Here is a 14,557-nt window from a genome sequence, read left to right on the forward strand (position 1 = left end):
TCCTCCCAATCAAGAAAGGGCCCGGCGGCGAGCGTTGTCATGGCATATCCCTGGGCTTGTCGGGGTCGGATCAGTGCTTGTGGTGCGCGGCGGGATCAGGTGGGCCTTTCCCGATGATCTTGTCGCCGCGCTCATCGGTGGCCCAGCCACCGGCGTTGTAACCCTCGGTGTCGATGCAGAGACTTCGCAGAACTGTTTGCCGAAGTCCGACAGGTAGATGCTGCGGTACACGCTGATCGTCTTGGGCATCACCTCGGTCACCTCAAGTGCCCGCGGTTGCACCTCGAGCAGCGCGTAGCGCCGGTAGTCCGCCACCGGCTCAGACGAAAAGCGCACCAGACCAAGACGATTGAGGTTGGCCAGATAGCGTTGGTCCGCCTCGGGCCACCGGCAGCCGGCCATGTCCGCGATCATGTTCACGCCACTGACGAGCCGATCCGAGCCGACGTGGAACATCGTCTTGGTCCGGATGTCGATGGACGGCTGGATGCCTGCGACGGCCAGGAAGCGCAGCATCCGAACATCGTCCGGCGCAAGCTCATTGAGAATCTGGCTGAATGCCGGATGCCGGTGCGCCTGTTTGCGTGTCGGCTTCTGCGACTTGGCAATCAGCTCGTCGCCCCAGTGGCGCAGATCAGCGTCGCTGTCGTGCTTCGCCTCCTTCTTGTCGCCGTCGCGGTGTTCGGACTTCTTCTTGACGGTGTCGCCGGAGCCACCCATCACCCGGCGTACCGGCGTGACGGCGACGCCGATGACGGCGGCGGGATTGAGCGCAGACTCCGCGGCGCGCTTGAGGCCGCCGAAGATTCCCGGGTTCTCGACCGGCGACGCGTCCGGCGTCACGACGGGCAGCACAGCGGTTGCGGCAGCAGCATTTTCGTCGCCATCGTCAATATTGTCGCTGTCATCGGCAGCATCCGCCGGCGACGAGATCGCTGTCGGTGTCGGGTGCGTCTCGCGACCCGGCAACCGGCTCAGAATATTGACGACCTTCAGCAGATCGCCGGCGGCAGCTCGGGTCGATTGCACGGCCGCCGCGATGTCGCGCGCAGTGTCGATACCGAGCTTGGCGAGCGGATCGACCAAGGCGCCCAAGGGATTACCGCTCGGCTCTTGACCGTGATCGTCGGAGGGCGAGGTGCCGCGAGCTTTGTCGGATTTTGGATCGTCGCCCATAATTCGCCTCCGTCAGACTGTGCGAGTAATTATCCAAAGGACCGGCTCGCTGACATGCGTTTCGCAGTGATCCAAAAACTACTGACGGCAGCGCAAGCGAACTACGTCGCAAACAGCCAAAGTTCGTACCGCACCCGGGGCGCGTGTTGTCGACGGTCCACAAATGCCCCGTCGCGGCGAATTGTCAGTTCAGAACGGCCTGACCGAACCAGTGGCACAACAGCAATGCGACCTCGACCTCGATGCGATCGTCGACAATCGGCGTGCCCCGGCGACTGATCGCGCGGTTGACCCGGTACTTGATCGAATTCGAATGCAGATGCATTTCGTCCGCGGCGGCCTTGAAACTCGACCCGGTCCGCAGGAACACGCGCAGCGTCTCGCGAAGCCGTTCGTCGTTCTCGGTGTCACTCGCGAGCGGACCCAGGATTTCGGCCACCCAGGCGCCGACCGATCCGACGTTGTCGCCGAGCAGCGTCGCGACGGGCAACCCCGGATCGCTCGCCGCGGTGATGCGCCGTTCGACCGAGCCCGACACCACCGCCACCGCGCGGGCGTTCACCGCCTGCTCATGCGAGCGCCGGAACCCTTCGATGCCGGGCAACGGATTGCCCAGCGCCATCCACGGCGAATCCTGTTGTGTCGCCGCGAATTCGCGGATCCGGTCCGAAGCGCCCTCGGCGCCCTGCGCCGACAGCGGCAGCCAGACCCACGCGGTGAGATGGTCGACCGACAGGAACAGCGGCGGCTCATGGGTGCCGAGCGATGTGGCGAGGTGGTTGGCGAAACGCTCCATGCGGACCAGCTCGTCGCCGCCGTGGTCATCGGGGTACCACAGCGCCAGGGCCAGGTGCACGCGTCGCAACGGGTAGCGGATTTCCTCGGTGAGCTCGTCGACGTCGCCGCCGGCCGCGGTGAGAATCGCGCGAACCCGCTGGGCCCGCATGCTGTTCCGGTTCTCCACCCAGCGGTCGTACTCCTGCTGGTAGGTGATGAGGACCTGCTGCGAAATCCAGTCGATGTAACCGAACGCGACGGTCTGGAAGTACTTGAAAACGTCGAGGCCCCGGCGCGGATCCAGGTCCGAGTCCGCGATCTCGTCGAGCACGAAGTTCATGACTTCCTGGTGACCCAGCCGGTACGCGCGCACCACCGCATTTGCCGGAACGCCGCGCTGCGCCATCCGCCTGGCGTGTTCGAGCGACTCCGTCGGCGGGACGACGTCCTCGATCGGGATCCGGTGGCGGATCGAGGCGAAGACGGTCTCGACATTGGCGGCGACGGTGTGCGCCTGCAATTCGAGCAGTTGGGCATCCTCGCTGAGCTCGGCAATCTCGGTCAGGAGGATCTTCTGGATCGACTGCGTGATGTCGTTCAGCTTGCCGTCGAGCGCGCCGATCACCTCGGCTGCGCGCGCGACGACGGCCCCTTCGTCGACGCGTCTTCCCGGCATGACACGACCGTAGATCACGAGGCGCCGAAGTTGCCGCAAATCGGGCTTTGTCGCCGCACGACAACTACGCTCCGCAAACGCCCTGAGAGTTGGTCGTCCCGAGACGTCGATCAGGGCGGCCGCGATGAATAGCTTTCGTAGACACCAGACCAACGAGGAGGGCAACGTGGCTACTGCCGCCGCAACCGAAGTGGACCTCGCCGCCGTCGACCTCGCCGACCCCGCGGTGTGGGACGACGGTCCGCCGTATGAGCTGTTCGCCCGAATGCGACGCGAAGACCCCGTGCACTACAGCCCCCAGCGCAACGTCCCCGGCGAAGGCGGCTTCTGGTCCATCACCCGCTTCGACGACGTCCGCACCGTCAGCCGCGACCACCGCACGTTCTCGTCCGAGAAGCGCGGCATCTTCAACGTCGACGACATCGGTGTGCCGCTGGATGTCCAGCGGCTGCAGCTGATTTCGATGGACCCGCCCCGGCACGACCGGCTCAAGGCCCTCGTCATCAAGGCCTTCACACCCGAACGTGTCGCGGCCCACGAAGACGCCATCAAGCAGATCATCAACGACGTCCTCGACAGCGTGGCCGACCGCGAGAGCTTCGACCTGGTCCGCGACATCGCCCGGCCGGTGCCGGCCCGGGTGATCGGCTCGATGCTCGGGACACCCCCCGAGGATGACGAGCGCCTCGTCTACTGGACCAACGTGTTCAGCGCGTTCGAAGACCCGGAAATCCGCTCGCAGTGGGATGACGCCGGCGCCATCGTCGGAGAGATCATCACCTACCTGGGCGAGCAGATGGCTCAGCGCCGGGACAACCCGCGCGACGACCTGATCACCGCGGTGATGAACGCCGAAGTGGACGGCGAGAAGCTCAACGAACTCGAGATGGCCACGTTCTTCACCCTGCTCATGACGGCCGGCAACGACTCGACGCGCGCCACGTACAGCGCGACGATGCTGGCCCTGATGCAGAACCCGGATCAGCTGATCCTGCTGCAGGAGAACCCGGAGCTGCTGGAGCCCACCGTCGAGGAGGGCCTGCGCTACGCACCCGCCTTCGCCTTCATGGGCCGGGCCGCGACGACGGACTTCGAGCTGCACGGCAAGCAGATCAAGGAGGGCGACCGGCTGCTGCTGTGGTATCTGGCGTCCAACCGGGACGAGACCGTCTTCGAGAATCCGCACGAGTTCGACATCACCCGCGAGGAGTTGGCGGACAGGCACCAGGCCTTCGGTGGCCGCGGCAAGCACTTCTGTCTGGGCGCCAACCTGGCTCGGCTGGAACTGAAGCTGTGGATTCAGGAGACCGTCCGCCGGTTCCCCGACCTCGCGCTCGACGGTGATCCCACCCGCGTGCGGGCGCTGTTCCTGAACCAGTACAAGTCGATCCCCGTCCGCCGCACGGCAATGCGCCGCTCGGACGAAGAACAGAGGGCACTGTGAGTAACGCTGCATACCGGGAAGTCGAGGTCGACCTCGAGGTGCGCCGGCGCGAGCAATCCGCGGACGGTGTCGTCACGCTGACGCTCGCCGACCCCTCCGGCGCGGACCTGCCGGAGTGGACCCCCGGCGCTCACATCGACCTGGTCATGTCGCCGTCGCTGACACGGCAGTACTCCCTGTGCGGCAGCACCGCCAGCCGCACCGAGTGGCAGGTGGGCATCCTGCTCGACCCGAACAGCCGTGGAGGTTCGCAGTACGTCCACGACAAGCTCCACGAGGGCACCACCGTCCGGGTGCGCGGGCCGCGCAACCACTTCGCGCTCGTGAACTCGCCGCGCTACCAGTTCGTCGCCGGCGGTATCGGCATCACGCCGATGCTCCCGATGATCGAGGCCGCCGAGGCCACCGGCGCCGACTGGCAGCTGATCTACGGCGGCAGCGCCCGCTCGTCGATGGCGTACCTGGACGCGCTGGAACGCTTCGGCGACCGCGTGACCATCTGCGCGCGCGACGAGCACGGCGACGCTTTCCGGACCAAGCTGGCGGCGGTGCTGGCGGCGCCGCAAGACAACACGTTGGTCTACTGCTGTGGACCCGAGGGCCTGCTCGACGCGGTCGAGAAGGGCTGCCAGGCCTGGCCCGACGGCAGCCTGCACCTCGAGCGCTTCTCGGCGAAGACCATCGAGGAACCGGCCGACGCCCTCGACACGTTCGAGATCGAATGCCAGCGTTCCGGCATCACCCTCACCGTGCCGTCGGACAAGACGATCTACGACGTCGCCGAAGAAGCGGGCCTGGACGTACTGGGGTCGTGCATGGAAGGCGTGTGCGGCACCTGTGAATGCGAAATTATCGCCGGCATCGGCGATCACCGCGACTCCGTGCTCAACGACTCGGAGAAGGCGGAGAACAAAACCATCATGATCTGCGTCTCGCGCTCCCGGTCCGAAAGGCTGGTGCTCGACCTATGAGAACCAACTACCCGTTGAACTGCTGGTACGTGGCCGCGCTCAGCGATGAGGTCGGCGCGGGACTGCTGGCCCGGCGTCTGCTGGACAAGCACGTGGTCCTGTACCGCCGCGCGTCCGGTGAAGTGGTCGCCCTGGAAGACCGCTGCGCGCACCGCGCCTATCCCTTGTCGGAGGGCCGGCGGGACGGCGATCGTGTCGTCTGCGGCTATCACGGCTTCAGCTACGAGCCCGACGGCTGTCTGGCCGACGTGCCGTCGCAGGAGAACGTGCCACCCGGCGCCCGGGTGGCGGCGTACCCGGTCGTCGAGACCGCGCCGTTCGTCTGGATCTGGCTCGGCGAACCGCGTGCTGCCGCCCTGCGCCCACCGCCACGCGTGCCGTGGTACCTGGACGGTACCGGCTGGACCAGCACCACCGAGGTGCTACGTATCGAGGCGAATTACCTTCTGCTGCATGAGCATTATCTCGACCTGACCGATGTGTTCGTGACGCATCCCGAGGTCGTGCCACCGGATATTCAGCAACTCCCGCCGCTCAACGAGGTCGAGATCTCCGAACGCTCGGTGGCCTACACCCGGTCCACTCCCCCGAGTCGGCTGGCGCCGTGGGAGTCGGCGATCACCGGGTTGCCCGAAGAGTCGGTGGCCACCCGGCGCGAAGAGGGGACCTTCGTGTCCCCCGCGCTGCACACGCAGCACTACGCCATCGAAATCGACGACGGCGAATCCTATGGGCTGTTGCGGATTCACGGGTTCACGCCCGAATCGCCGGGCTCGACGCACGTCTTCCTGCAGATGGCACGCAACTACGCCGGCGCCGAGGACACCGTCACCGAGTACCTGCGGATCATGTTCCACGAGTGGGCCGTTCGCGATGCGGCCATCCTGGAGACGATTCAGCGGCGGCTTGACGAACCCGGTGACCGCCGGCGCGACATCAACGTCAAGGCCGATCGGGCCGCGATCCGGGCCCGGCGCATCGCCATGGACATGGTCGACGACGAAACCAGCCGTTTCAACTGAGGAGAGCCACATGTCCAACACCGACTATGACGTGATCGTCGTCGGGTCCGGATTCGGAGGCAGCGTCACCGCGCTGCGACTGACCGAGAAGGGCTACCGCGTGGGCGTTCTGGAGGCCGGCCGCCGGTTCACCGACGACCAGTTCCCCAAAACCAGTTGGGACGTCCGGAAATTCGTCTGGGCTCCCAAGCTGGGCTGCTACGGCATTCAGCGCATCCACATGCTGCGCGACGTCGTCATCCTGGCCGGGGCGGGCGTCGGTGGCGGGTCGCTCAACTACGCCAACACGCTCTACAAGCCGCCCGCGACGTTCTTCAACGACCCGCAGTGGGCCCACATCACCGACTGGTCCGACGAGCTCTCGCCGTTCTACGACCAGGCCAGGCGAATGCTCGGCGTGGTGATCAACCCGAGCATGACCCCGGCCGACGAGATCATGAAGGCGGTCGCCGAGGACATGGGTGTGGGCGACACGTTCGTCCAGACGCCGGTCGGGGTGTTCTTCGGTGAACCCGGCAAGACCGTGCCCGATCCGTTCTTCGGCGGCGTCGGACCGGACCGCACCGGGTGCATCGAATGTGGCAGCTGCATGACGGGCTGCCGCTACGGCGCCAAGAACACGCTGCTGAAGAACTACCTCGGTCTGGCCGAGAATGCCGGCGCCACAGTGCATCCGCTGACAACGGTCGATTCGGTACGACAGAGCCCGAGCGGCATCTGGGAGATCGACACCGTGCGCACCGGCCGGACCCTGCGCAAGAACCGTCGGACATTCACGGCGCGGCACGTCGTCCTGGCGGCCGGTACCTGGGGCACGCAGAACCTGCTGCACAAGATGAAGGACAGCGGCACCCTGCCCCAGCTGTCGGACCGCCTCGGCGTGCTCACCCGCACCAACTCCGAATCGATCGTGGGCGCAATGAAATACAAGGTCGACCCGGCGCTGGACCTGACCCGCGGCGTGGCCATCACGTCGTCGTTCCATCCGACCAGCGACACCCACATCGAATCGGTGCGCTACGGCAAGGGCTCCAACGCGATGGGTCTCCTCCAGACGGTGATGACCGACGGCGGCGGCCGGTGGCCGCGCTGGCTGAAGGCGCTGGGTCTGGCTGTGACGCATCCGCGCGCACTGCTGCGGGTCCTGACGGTCGGCAATTGGAGTGAGCGCACGGTGATTTCGCTGGTGATGCAGAACCTGGACAACTCGATCACCACATTCACCAAGCGAGGACTGCGCGGCTGGCACCTGTCGAGCAAGCAGGGCCACGGCCAGCCCAACCCGACATGGATCCCGGCCGGCAACGACGCGACCCGCCGGGTCGCCGAGAAGATCGACGGCGTCACGGCCGGCACCTGGGGCGAGCTGTTCAACATCCCGATGACCGCGCATTTCCTCGGCGGTTGCGCCATCGGCTCGGACGCCGAGCACGCCGTCATCGACCCGTACCACCGCGTCTACGGATACCCGACCCTGAGTGTCGTTGACGGGTCGGCGGTCTCGGCGAACCTGGGCGTGAACCCGTCGCTGACCATCACCGCCCAGGCCGAACGTGCGGCGGCGATGTGGCCCAACAAGGGCGAGGAGGACCTGCGTCCCGAGCAGGGCCAGCCCTATCGCCGCGTGGACGCCATTGCTCCGATCAAACCCGTTGTGCCGGAGGGCGCTCCGGGGGCGCTGCGACTGCCCCTCATCCCGCTCTCCCCGGCCGCGAACGACGCGTAACGGCTACAGCGCGATGTTCAGGTGGTCGGATACGTTGCCGACCATCTGCACATCCACAACACGTTCGGTGAAGTACCAACCGGCGTCGTCGCGCGCGAACGTATCGCCGTACCGGCCCACCACGATGGGTTGCAGCGGAACCGTTTCGGTCTGCTGCACCACGCAGAACGTCGACCGCGCATGAGCGGTATCGCCGTCGAGTTCAACGATCGGGTTGAGTACCAGATGCCGGGTGCGCGGGGTGTTCCCGTGATCGGGGAAACGGCGGGTGGTCTTGGCGAACAGCGCCGCGATGGCCTCGGCGCCGGCAACGCCCATGAAGTTCCCGCGCCCCAGCAGTTTTCCCACGCCGTCGAAGTCGCCGGCGTCGATCAGTTCGGCGTACCGGTACAGCAGCTCCGTGATCTCCAGTTTGTCCGCGGCGTCCTGCAGGCTCACGCGATCTGGCCTTTCACCACCGGCAGCCCCGGGTCGCTCGGCACGTCGAGCCGCGACGGTTTGGCTCCCGCCGCGATCAGGTGCGCGGCGAACGAGGCGATCATGGCCCCGTTGTCGGTGCACAGCCGCGGCCGGGGCACCCGAAGTGTCAAACCGGCCTCGGCACAACGCTCTTCGGCCAGCTCACGCAACCGCGAATTGGCGGCCACTCCCCCGGCGATCAGCAGTGTGGACACGCCCAGGTCGGTGGCCGCACGAACCGCCTTGCGGGTCAACACGTCCGCGACGGCCTCCTGGAAGCCGGCGGCGACGTCGGCGTGCGACGCGTCGGGGTGCTTCTCCGTGTGGCGGGCGACGGCGGTCTTGAGACCGGAAAAGCTGAAGGCGTACGGGTCATCTCGAGGACCGGTCATGCCGCGCGGGAACACGATGGCATTCCGGTCGCCTTGGCGGGCCAGTTCGTCGAGCACGCGGCCACCGGGGTAGCCGAGCCCGAGCAGCCGGGCCACCTTGTCGTAGGCCTCGCCCGCCGCGTCGTCAACGGTGCTGCCGAGTTCCTCGATCGGCTCGCCCAGGGATCGCACATGCAGCAGATGGGTATGACCACCCGACACCAGCAGCCCGACGCTCTCGGGCAGCGGGCCGTGGTCGTAGACGTCTGCGGCCAGGTGCCCGCCCAGGTGATTGACACCGTAGAACGGCACACCCCACGCCGCCGAATAGGCCTTGGCCGCAGCCACACCCACCAACAGTGCACCGGCCAGGCCGGGCCCGATGGTCGCGGCGACAACGTCGGGCCGCTCGATGCCGGCGGCCGCCAGGGCGCGATTCATGGTGGGCCCCAGCGATTCCAGGTGCGCACGCGAGGCGATCTCGGGGACCACGCCGCCATAGCGGGTGTGCTCGTCGACGCTGGAGGCGACCTCGTCGGCCAAGAGCGTCACGGTGCCGTCGTCCGCCAATTCGCAGATGCCGACGCCTGTTTCGTCACAGGAACTTTCGATGGCCAAGATGATTGTCATGAGCCTGACTCGCTCCTCACGTCCGCGTCGCCTGACACGCTGCTCACCTGCGCGTCCCGTCGCATGGTGTATGCGTCCGCGCCACTGATCCGGTAATACCGTTTGCGCACACCCATCTTCACAAACCCGACGCTTTCGTACAGGCCGATCGCCGGCTTGTTGTCGGTGCGCACCTCTAGGAACACGGTGCCGCCATCGGCAATGGCCAACAGCCGGTCCAGCAGCTCGCGGCCGATGCCCTGGCCCTGGTACGCCGGATCGACCCCGATGGTGTGCACCTCGTACTCGAACGGCGGTTTACGGCCCAGCCGGCTGATGCCGGCATACCCCACCAGATGCTTGCCCTCGCGTGCGGCGACGTAGTGGTTGTGTGCCGAGTCGAGCTCGCGGATGAAGGCAACTGCCGGCCACGGGTCGTCACCGGGAAACAGGATCGCCTCCAGTTCGCCGCACCGGTCGGCGTCGCCGACCGTCAGGGGACCGTACTCGATGGTCACGAGAGTCCCCGCTCGGCAAGGGTTTTCGCGTCGGGTCGGCGCAGGTACAGCGGCACCAGCGCGGCGGGCGGCTGGTCCCAGTCGGCGGCGGTCACGAGGCCGGTCACGGTGGGGTACTCGACGTCGAGCGAAGGCAACGGGAACAGTGCGGCCTGCGCGGCCGGGCCGGCCACCGAACCCGACCCGGGCTCGACGTCGGCCGCGGCGCTCACCGCCGGTCCCTCGACCCGCGCGCCGCCGCGGTACCGCGCCCAGTACACCTCGCGGCGACGGGCATCGGTGACCACCAACAGTTCTCCGGGAGTCGCCGGGGCGATCGCATCCAGGCTGCACACGCCGTACACGGGGATGCCGAGCGCCTGTCCGTACGCAGCTGCGGTGGCCATGCCGACCCGCAACCCGGTGAAGGGGCCCGGCCCGCAGCCGACGACCACGGCTTCCAGGTCGGCGAACGTGATACCGGCATCGGCAACGGCGGCAATCACATTGGGCGTCAACTGCTCGGCGTGCGCGCGGGCATCGAGGGTGATCCGTTCGGCCAGCACCTCGACGCCGGCCGCGGAACGCCGTGCCACACCGGCGGTGACGGCCGGGGTGGCGGTATCGATGGCGAGAATCATCCACGGCTCCAATGCCAGACAGCGGTACGGGTGTCGTCGTCGGCGCGCTCCAACCGGATGTCCAGATGGCTGGCCGACAATCGCTCGGCCAGACCCTCGCCCCACTCGACGATCACCACGGCGTCGTCGAGGTCGGTGTCGAGGTCGAGCGAGTCGAGTTCTCCGAGCAGGTCGGTGCTGCCTGAATCGAGCAGTCGGTACATGTCGACGTGCACCATCGCGGGGTGTCCGGCACGGCGGGCGGGATGTACCCGGGCCAGCACGTACGACGGCGACGTCACCGCGCCGTCGACATCCATACCCTGCGCAATGCCCTTGGCCAGCATGGTTTTCCCGGCGCCCAGCGGCCCCGTGAGCACCACGACGTCGCCGACCTTGAGTTCGGCGCCGAACCGGGCGCCGAGGGCCATGGTGTCGGCCTCGGTCGGCAGGTGCACGGTGCCGTGCGAATCATCCATTGCGCTTGGCCTTTCCACGCAGATGCCGGGTGAGCGCCACCAGCCGTGACGGCGTGGCGTGCTCGACGAAGCGCTCCAGCGCCTCGTTGATCAGTTCGGGTTGCTCCATGTGCACCATGTGCCCGGCCCCTTCGACAATGACCAGTTCAGACTTCGGCAGCTGCCGGGCCATCGCCTCGGACTTGGCCAGTGGGGTGAGCAGATCGTGGTCGCCGCAGGCGATCAGCGTGGGCACGTGCTGCAAGACCGGCAGCGCGCCTGCCTCGTCGTGGGTTTCGAGTGCGTGCAGGAACTCGACGGTCGTGCGGATCGAGGTGTTGTGCGTCATCTTCTCGACGTACCGAGCCACCGACGGGCTGACTGCGTCGTCACCGAACGACGCGGCCTTGAGCACCGGGCCGATGACGGCCTTCGCCGCGCCACGGCCCGCACTGACCGCGCCGGGCGCGAACCGCACTGCGACTTTCGCCGCCTCCAGCGCCGGATTCTGCAGCACCTCACCCAACGGCGAACGGGTAACCCCTTGTGCCGCAGAGGCGAGGATGGCGACGCCGCACACGCGGGCGGGGTAGTTGTGCGGAAACTGCCGGGCGTGGGACAGCACCGTCATGCCACCCATCGAGTGACCGACCAACACCACGGGCCCCCGCGGCGCCATCACCCGCATCACCGATTCGAGGTCCTGCCCCAGTTGCGGGACGGTGTACGAGTCGGTCGGACCGGCCGAGGACCGGCCGTGCCCGCGCTGGTCGTAGAACACCATGCGGACCTGATCGCCCCACCGCTCGGCCAGCCGGGCCCGCTGAAAGTGGAAGGAGCCCATGCTGTTACAGAATCCGTGTGCGAAGAGCACCGTCAGCCGGGCGTCTTTCGGGCCGACCTCGCGGACTGCCAGCGGCACGCCGTCGGTGGCCGTCACCACGTACCCGCGGTCGGCGTCGAGCGTGGTGAAATCTTCACCCGCGTAAGGGTCTTCACCTCCACGGCGGCGCAACGAGCGGGCGACGCTGATCCCGGCGACTGACCCCACGGCCGTGAGCCCGGCCATGCCCGCCAGCCACCGGGCATTCCTGTTGTCGCTCATGGACGTCAGCCCGTCGACTCGCGATAGGTCCGGGCGACCCGGCCCCGCGGGCTGGTGACGACCTCGTAGTTGATGGTGCCCAGCAGTTCGGCCCAGTCCTGCGCCGTCGGCTCACCGGCGGCGCCCGAGCCGAACAGCACCGCCTCGTCGCCGACCTTGACACCGGCACCGTCGGGTCCGAGGTCAACCACGAACTGGTCCATACAGATTCGGCCGATGTTGCGGTACCGGGCGCCGTTGATGCTGACGTCGATGCGTCCGCTCAGACCGCGGAAGACCCCGTCGGCATAGCCGAGCGGGATCAACCCGACGGTGGTGTCGCGGTCGGCGATCCAGGTGTGCCCGTAGGACACGCCGTCGCCGGCTTTGATCGAACGTACCGCGGTGACAGGGCATTTCAGCGTCATGACGGGCCGCAGGCCGAAATCGCCGAGCGCGGGGATCGGCGTCTGCCCGTAGACCGCGATACCCGGCCGCACCACATCGAAATGCAGATCGGGCCGCGTCAGGGTCGCGGGCGAGTTGGCCAGGTGCGCCACTTCGAAGTGCACGCCGGCCGCCGCGGCCTGTTTCCGAGCCGCAGTGAGGCGCTCGGCCTGGGTGTCGTTCATCGGGTGCTGCGGGTCGTCGCCGCATGCGAGGTGGCTCATGATGCCGCGGGGGCGTACCGCGCCGTCGGCGGCGGCCCGGGCGATGGCGTCGAGCAGGGCCGGGTACTCGGCGGGGCTGACGCCGTTGCGGCTCAGGCCGGTGTCGACCTTGACGGTGAGTGTGGCCGGCGCACCGCTGCGGCGCACGCCGTCGAGCACGTCGTCGAACTGCCGTACCGACGCCACCGCCACCTGCACATCGGCGGCCAGCGCGGGCGCGAAGTCGGTGCCGGGCAGGTTCAGCCAGGACAGCACGGGCGCAGTGATGCCGGCCTGCCGCAGCGCCAGTGCCTCGGTGATGTTGGTGACGCCGAGCTCGGCGGCCCCGGCCGCCAGGGCGGCACGCGCCACCTGCGGCGCACCGTGCCCGTAACCGTCGGCCTTGACCACCGCCATCACCGCGGCGCTGCTTGCGCGTTCCCGCAGAAGCCGCACGTTATGCGCAATTGCGCCCAGGTCGATGACGGCCTGGGCAGCGGGTTGAGGATCGGGCGAGCTCATATCGCCTCCGATTCTCCCAGACGCCCGCTGATCCGCGTCGAGCCTGAGCTTGTGCACCACGATTTCGGGAGATCTGGAACACAAGCTCAGGTTCGTCCCCTAGTGGGCGAACGGCTGCACGTCGTCGAACTGGCCCTTCGGTTTCAGTTCGTCGAGGCTGTTCAGCACGGTGGTCAGGTCGTCGCGCAGGGCACGGGCCAGGTCCGCCGAGAAGCCCTCACGCACCACCACACGCAGCACTGCGATGTCCGTCGCACCCTCGGGCATGGTGTACGCCGGCACCTGCCAGCCGTAGGCACGCAGCGCGTGCGACACGTCGAATTCGGTGTAGGGCCGTTTGCCCTTGAGCCGGCACGCGATCACCGGGATCGCCGAGCCGTCGGTGATGACCTCGAAGTGTTCGCTGCCCCGCAGCTCGTCGCCGATCCACCGGGCGGTGTCCGACAGGCAGCGCATGATCTGCGTGTAGCCGGCCCGGCCGAGGCGCAGGAAGTTGTAGTACTGGCCGACCACCTGATTGCCGGGCCGAGAGAAGTTCAGGGTGAAGGTCGGCATATCGCCGCCCAGGTAGTTCACCCGGAAGACGAGGTCCTCGGGCAGGTGCTCCTTGCTGCGCCAGACCACGAAGCCGATGCCGGGGTACGTCAGCCCGTACTTGTGGCCGCTGACGTTGATCGAGACCACCCGCGGCAGCCGGAAATCCCAGTGCAGATCCGGGTGCAGGAACGGCACCACGAAACCGCCGCTGGCGGCGTCGACGTGGACGGGGATGTCCAGGCCCTTCTCCTGCGCGAGCTGATCGAGCGCCGCGCAGATCTCAGCGATGGGCTCGAGCTCACCGGTGAACGTGGTCCCCAGGATGCCCACCACCCCGATGGTGTCCTCGTCGACACTGGCGAGCACCTGCTCCGGGGTGATGACATAGCGGTCCTCGGCCATCGGCAGGTACCGCGGCTCGACGTCGAAGTAGCGGCAGAACTTCTCCCACACCACCTGGACGTTGGCGCCCATCACGAGGTTGGGGGTGCGTCCCTTCCAGTCGCCGACCTTCTCGCGCCACCGCCATTTGAGAGCCAGGCCGGCCAGCATGACGGCCTCGCTGGAACCGATGGTCGAGACCCCGCAGGCCGACGACGGGTCATCGTCGCGCAGGTCTTCGGCGTGGAAGAGGTCGGCCACCATGGACACGCAGCGGGACTCGATGGCCGCGGTCGCCGGGTATTCGTCCTTGTCGATCATGTTCTTGTCAAACGTCTCGGCCATCAGCTTCTCGGCCTCGGGGTCCATCCACGTGGTGACGAACGTCGCGAGGTTCAACCGGGAGCTGCCGTCGAGCATCAGCTCGTCGTGGATGAAGCGGTAGGCGGCCTGCGGGTCCAGCGGGTCGTCGGGCAGACGCAACGATGGGACCGGCGCGGTGGACAACCGCCCGGTGTAGGCCGGGCTCATGATCGGTCCATGAACATGCTTGCGCGACATACTGATTCCCCCTTGA

General features: G+C 67.4%; 14 protein-coding genes. 4 read left to right on the forward strand and 10 right to left on the reverse strand.

Annotation, left to right across the window (positions count from 1 at the left end; translation table 11 throughout):
- Positions 1-9: 9 nt before the first annotated feature.
- On the reverse strand, positions 10-1,176 hold the full coding sequence (locus ACZ5IQ_RS22585) for an Abi-alpha family protein (RefSeq protein ID WP_267323879.1): 1,167 nt from the start codon (positions 1,174-1,176) through the stop codon (positions 10-12).
- A 184-nt stretch (positions 1,177-1,360) separates the two neighbouring features.
- Positions 1,361-2,629 carry a PucR family transcriptional regulator gene (locus ACZ5IQ_RS22590; RefSeq protein ID WP_267323880.1) on the reverse strand — a complete coding sequence of 423 codons (1,269 nt, stop codon included), beginning with the start codon at positions 2,627-2,629 and terminating at the stop codon, positions 1,361-1,363.
- A 166-nt stretch (positions 2,630-2,795) separates the two neighbouring features.
- On the opposite strand from ACZ5IQ_RS22590, the gene ACZ5IQ_RS22595 reads away from it, so the two are divergent.
- From ACZ5IQ_RS22595 to ACZ5IQ_RS22610, 4 genes are read left to right on the forward strand one after another with little or no spacing between them, the layout of a single operon-like run.
- Positions 2,796-4,073, forward strand: a complete 1,278-nt coding sequence (locus tag ACZ5IQ_RS22595) for a cytochrome P450 (protein ID WP_267323881.1) — start codon at positions 2,796-2,798, stop codon at positions 4,071-4,073.
- Complete coding sequence (locus ACZ5IQ_RS22600) at positions 4,070-5,044, forward strand: PDR/VanB family oxidoreductase (protein ID WP_406783867.1); 975 nt, start codon at positions 4,070-4,072, stop codon at positions 5,042-5,044. The genes ACZ5IQ_RS22595 and ACZ5IQ_RS22600 overlap by 4 nt, the downstream gene beginning before the upstream one ends.
- Positions 5,041-6,066 (forward strand): Rieske 2Fe-2S domain-containing protein, encoded by a 1,026-nt coding sequence (locus ACZ5IQ_RS22605; RefSeq protein WP_406783868.1) that lies wholly within the window; start codon positions 5,041-5,043, stop codon positions 6,064-6,066. Before ACZ5IQ_RS22600 ends, ACZ5IQ_RS22605 begins: the two co-directional genes overlap by 4 nt.
- A gap of 10 nt (positions 6,067-6,076) precedes the next feature.
- Positions 6,077-7,792 carry a GMC oxidoreductase gene (locus tag ACZ5IQ_RS22610; RefSeq protein WP_406783869.1) on the forward strand — a complete coding sequence of 572 codons (1,716 nt, stop codon included), beginning with the start codon at positions 6,077-6,079 and terminating at the stop codon, positions 7,790-7,792.
- Positions 7,793-7,795: 3 nt separating this feature from the next.
- Here the strand turns inward: ACZ5IQ_RS22610 and ACZ5IQ_RS22615 are convergent, their stop codons facing one another.
- From ACZ5IQ_RS22615 to ACZ5IQ_RS22650, 8 genes are all read right to left on the reverse strand, one after another.
- The gene (locus ACZ5IQ_RS22615) at positions 7,796-8,230 is read right to left on the reverse strand and encodes a nuclear transport factor 2 family protein (protein ID WP_406783870.1); all 435 of its coding nucleotides are present in this window, start codon (positions 8,228-8,230) and stop codon (positions 7,796-7,798) included.
- A complete protein-coding gene (gene tsaD / locus ACZ5IQ_RS22620) occupies positions 8,227-9,252 on the reverse strand; it encodes a tRNA (adenosine(37)-N6)-threonylcarbamoyltransferase complex transferase subunit TsaD (RefSeq protein ID WP_406783871.1) in 1,026 nt (341 codons plus the stop codon). The genes ACZ5IQ_RS22615 and tsaD overlap by 4 nt, the downstream gene beginning before the upstream one ends.
- The gene (rimI, locus tag ACZ5IQ_RS22625) at positions 9,249-9,749 is read right to left on the reverse strand and encodes a ribosomal protein S18-alanine N-acetyltransferase (protein WP_406783872.1); all 501 of its coding nucleotides are present in this window, start codon (positions 9,747-9,749) and stop codon (positions 9,249-9,251) included. Before rimI ends, tsaD begins: the two co-directional genes overlap by 4 nt.
- On the reverse strand, positions 9,746-10,369 hold the full coding sequence (tsaB, locus tag ACZ5IQ_RS22630; protein WP_406783873.1) for a tRNA (adenosine(37)-N6)-threonylcarbamoyltransferase complex dimerization subunit type 1 TsaB: 624 nt from the start codon (positions 10,367-10,369) through the stop codon (positions 9,746-9,748). The genes rimI and tsaB overlap by 4 nt, the downstream gene beginning before the upstream one ends.
- Positions 10,366-10,827 (reverse strand): tRNA (adenosine(37)-N6)-threonylcarbamoyltransferase complex ATPase subunit type 1 TsaE, encoded by a 462-nt coding sequence (tsaE, locus tag ACZ5IQ_RS22635; RefSeq protein WP_464480322.1) that lies wholly within the window; start codon positions 10,825-10,827, stop codon positions 10,366-10,368. The genes tsaB and tsaE overlap by 4 nt, the downstream gene beginning before the upstream one ends.
- Complete coding sequence (locus ACZ5IQ_RS22640) at positions 10,820-11,911, reverse strand: alpha/beta fold hydrolase (RefSeq protein ID WP_064859886.1); 1,092 nt, start codon at positions 11,909-11,911, stop codon at positions 10,820-10,822. The genes tsaE and ACZ5IQ_RS22640 overlap by 8 nt, the downstream gene beginning before the upstream one ends.
- A gap of 5 nt (positions 11,912-11,916) precedes the next feature.
- Entirely contained in the window at positions 11,917-13,062 is a 1,146-nt protein-coding gene (gene alr, locus ACZ5IQ_RS22645; protein ID WP_464480323.1) for an alanine racemase, read from the reverse strand.
- Positions 13,063-13,161: 99 nt separating this feature from the next.
- Positions 13,162-14,541, reverse strand: coding sequence for a glutamate decarboxylase (locus tag ACZ5IQ_RS22650; RefSeq protein ID WP_464480324.1), 1,380 nt, complete (start codon positions 14,539-14,541; stop codon positions 13,162-13,164).
- Positions 14,542-14,557 lie beyond the last annotated feature (16 nt).

Source organism: Mycobacterium toneyamaense, assembly GCF_055384815.1.

Bases quoted from the DNA above. Each gene is read 5' to 3' on its own strand.
- ACZ5IQ_RS22585 (WP_267323879.1), bottom strand. From the start codon at position 1,176: ATGGGCGACGATCCAAAATCCGACAAAGCTCGCGGCACCTCGCCCTCC.
- ACZ5IQ_RS22590 (WP_267323880.1), bottom strand. From the start codon at position 2,629: ATGCCGGGAAGACGCGTCGACGAAGGGGCCGTCGTCGCGCGCGCAGCC.
- ACZ5IQ_RS22605 (WP_406783868.1), top strand. From the start codon at position 5,041: ATGAGAACCAACTACCCGTTGAACTGCTGGTACGTGGCCGCGCTCAGC.
- ACZ5IQ_RS22610 (WP_406783869.1), top strand. From the start codon at position 6,077: ATGTCCAACACCGACTATGACGTGATCGTCGTCGGGTCCGGATTCGGA.
- tsaD (WP_406783871.1), bottom strand. From the start codon at position 9,252: ATGACAATCATCTTGGCCATCGAAAGTTCCTGTGACGAAACAGGCGTC.
- tsaB (WP_406783873.1), bottom strand. From the start codon at position 10,369: ATGATTCTCGCCATCGATACCGCCACCCCGGCCGTCACCGCCGGTGTG.
- tsaE (WP_464480322.1), bottom strand. From the start codon at position 10,827: ATGGATGATTCGCACGGCACCGTGCACCTGCCGACCGAGGCCGACACC.
- ACZ5IQ_RS22640 (WP_064859886.1), bottom strand. From the start codon at position 11,911: ATGAGCGACAACAGGAATGCCCGGTGGCTGGCGGGCATGGCCGGGCTC.
- alr (WP_464480323.1), bottom strand. From the start codon at position 13,062: ATGAGCTCGCCCGATCCTCAACCCGCTGCCCAGGCCGTCATCGACCTG.
- ACZ5IQ_RS22650 (WP_464480324.1), bottom strand. From the start codon at position 14,541: ATGTCGCGCAAGCATGTTCATGGACCGATCATGAGCCCGGCCTACACC.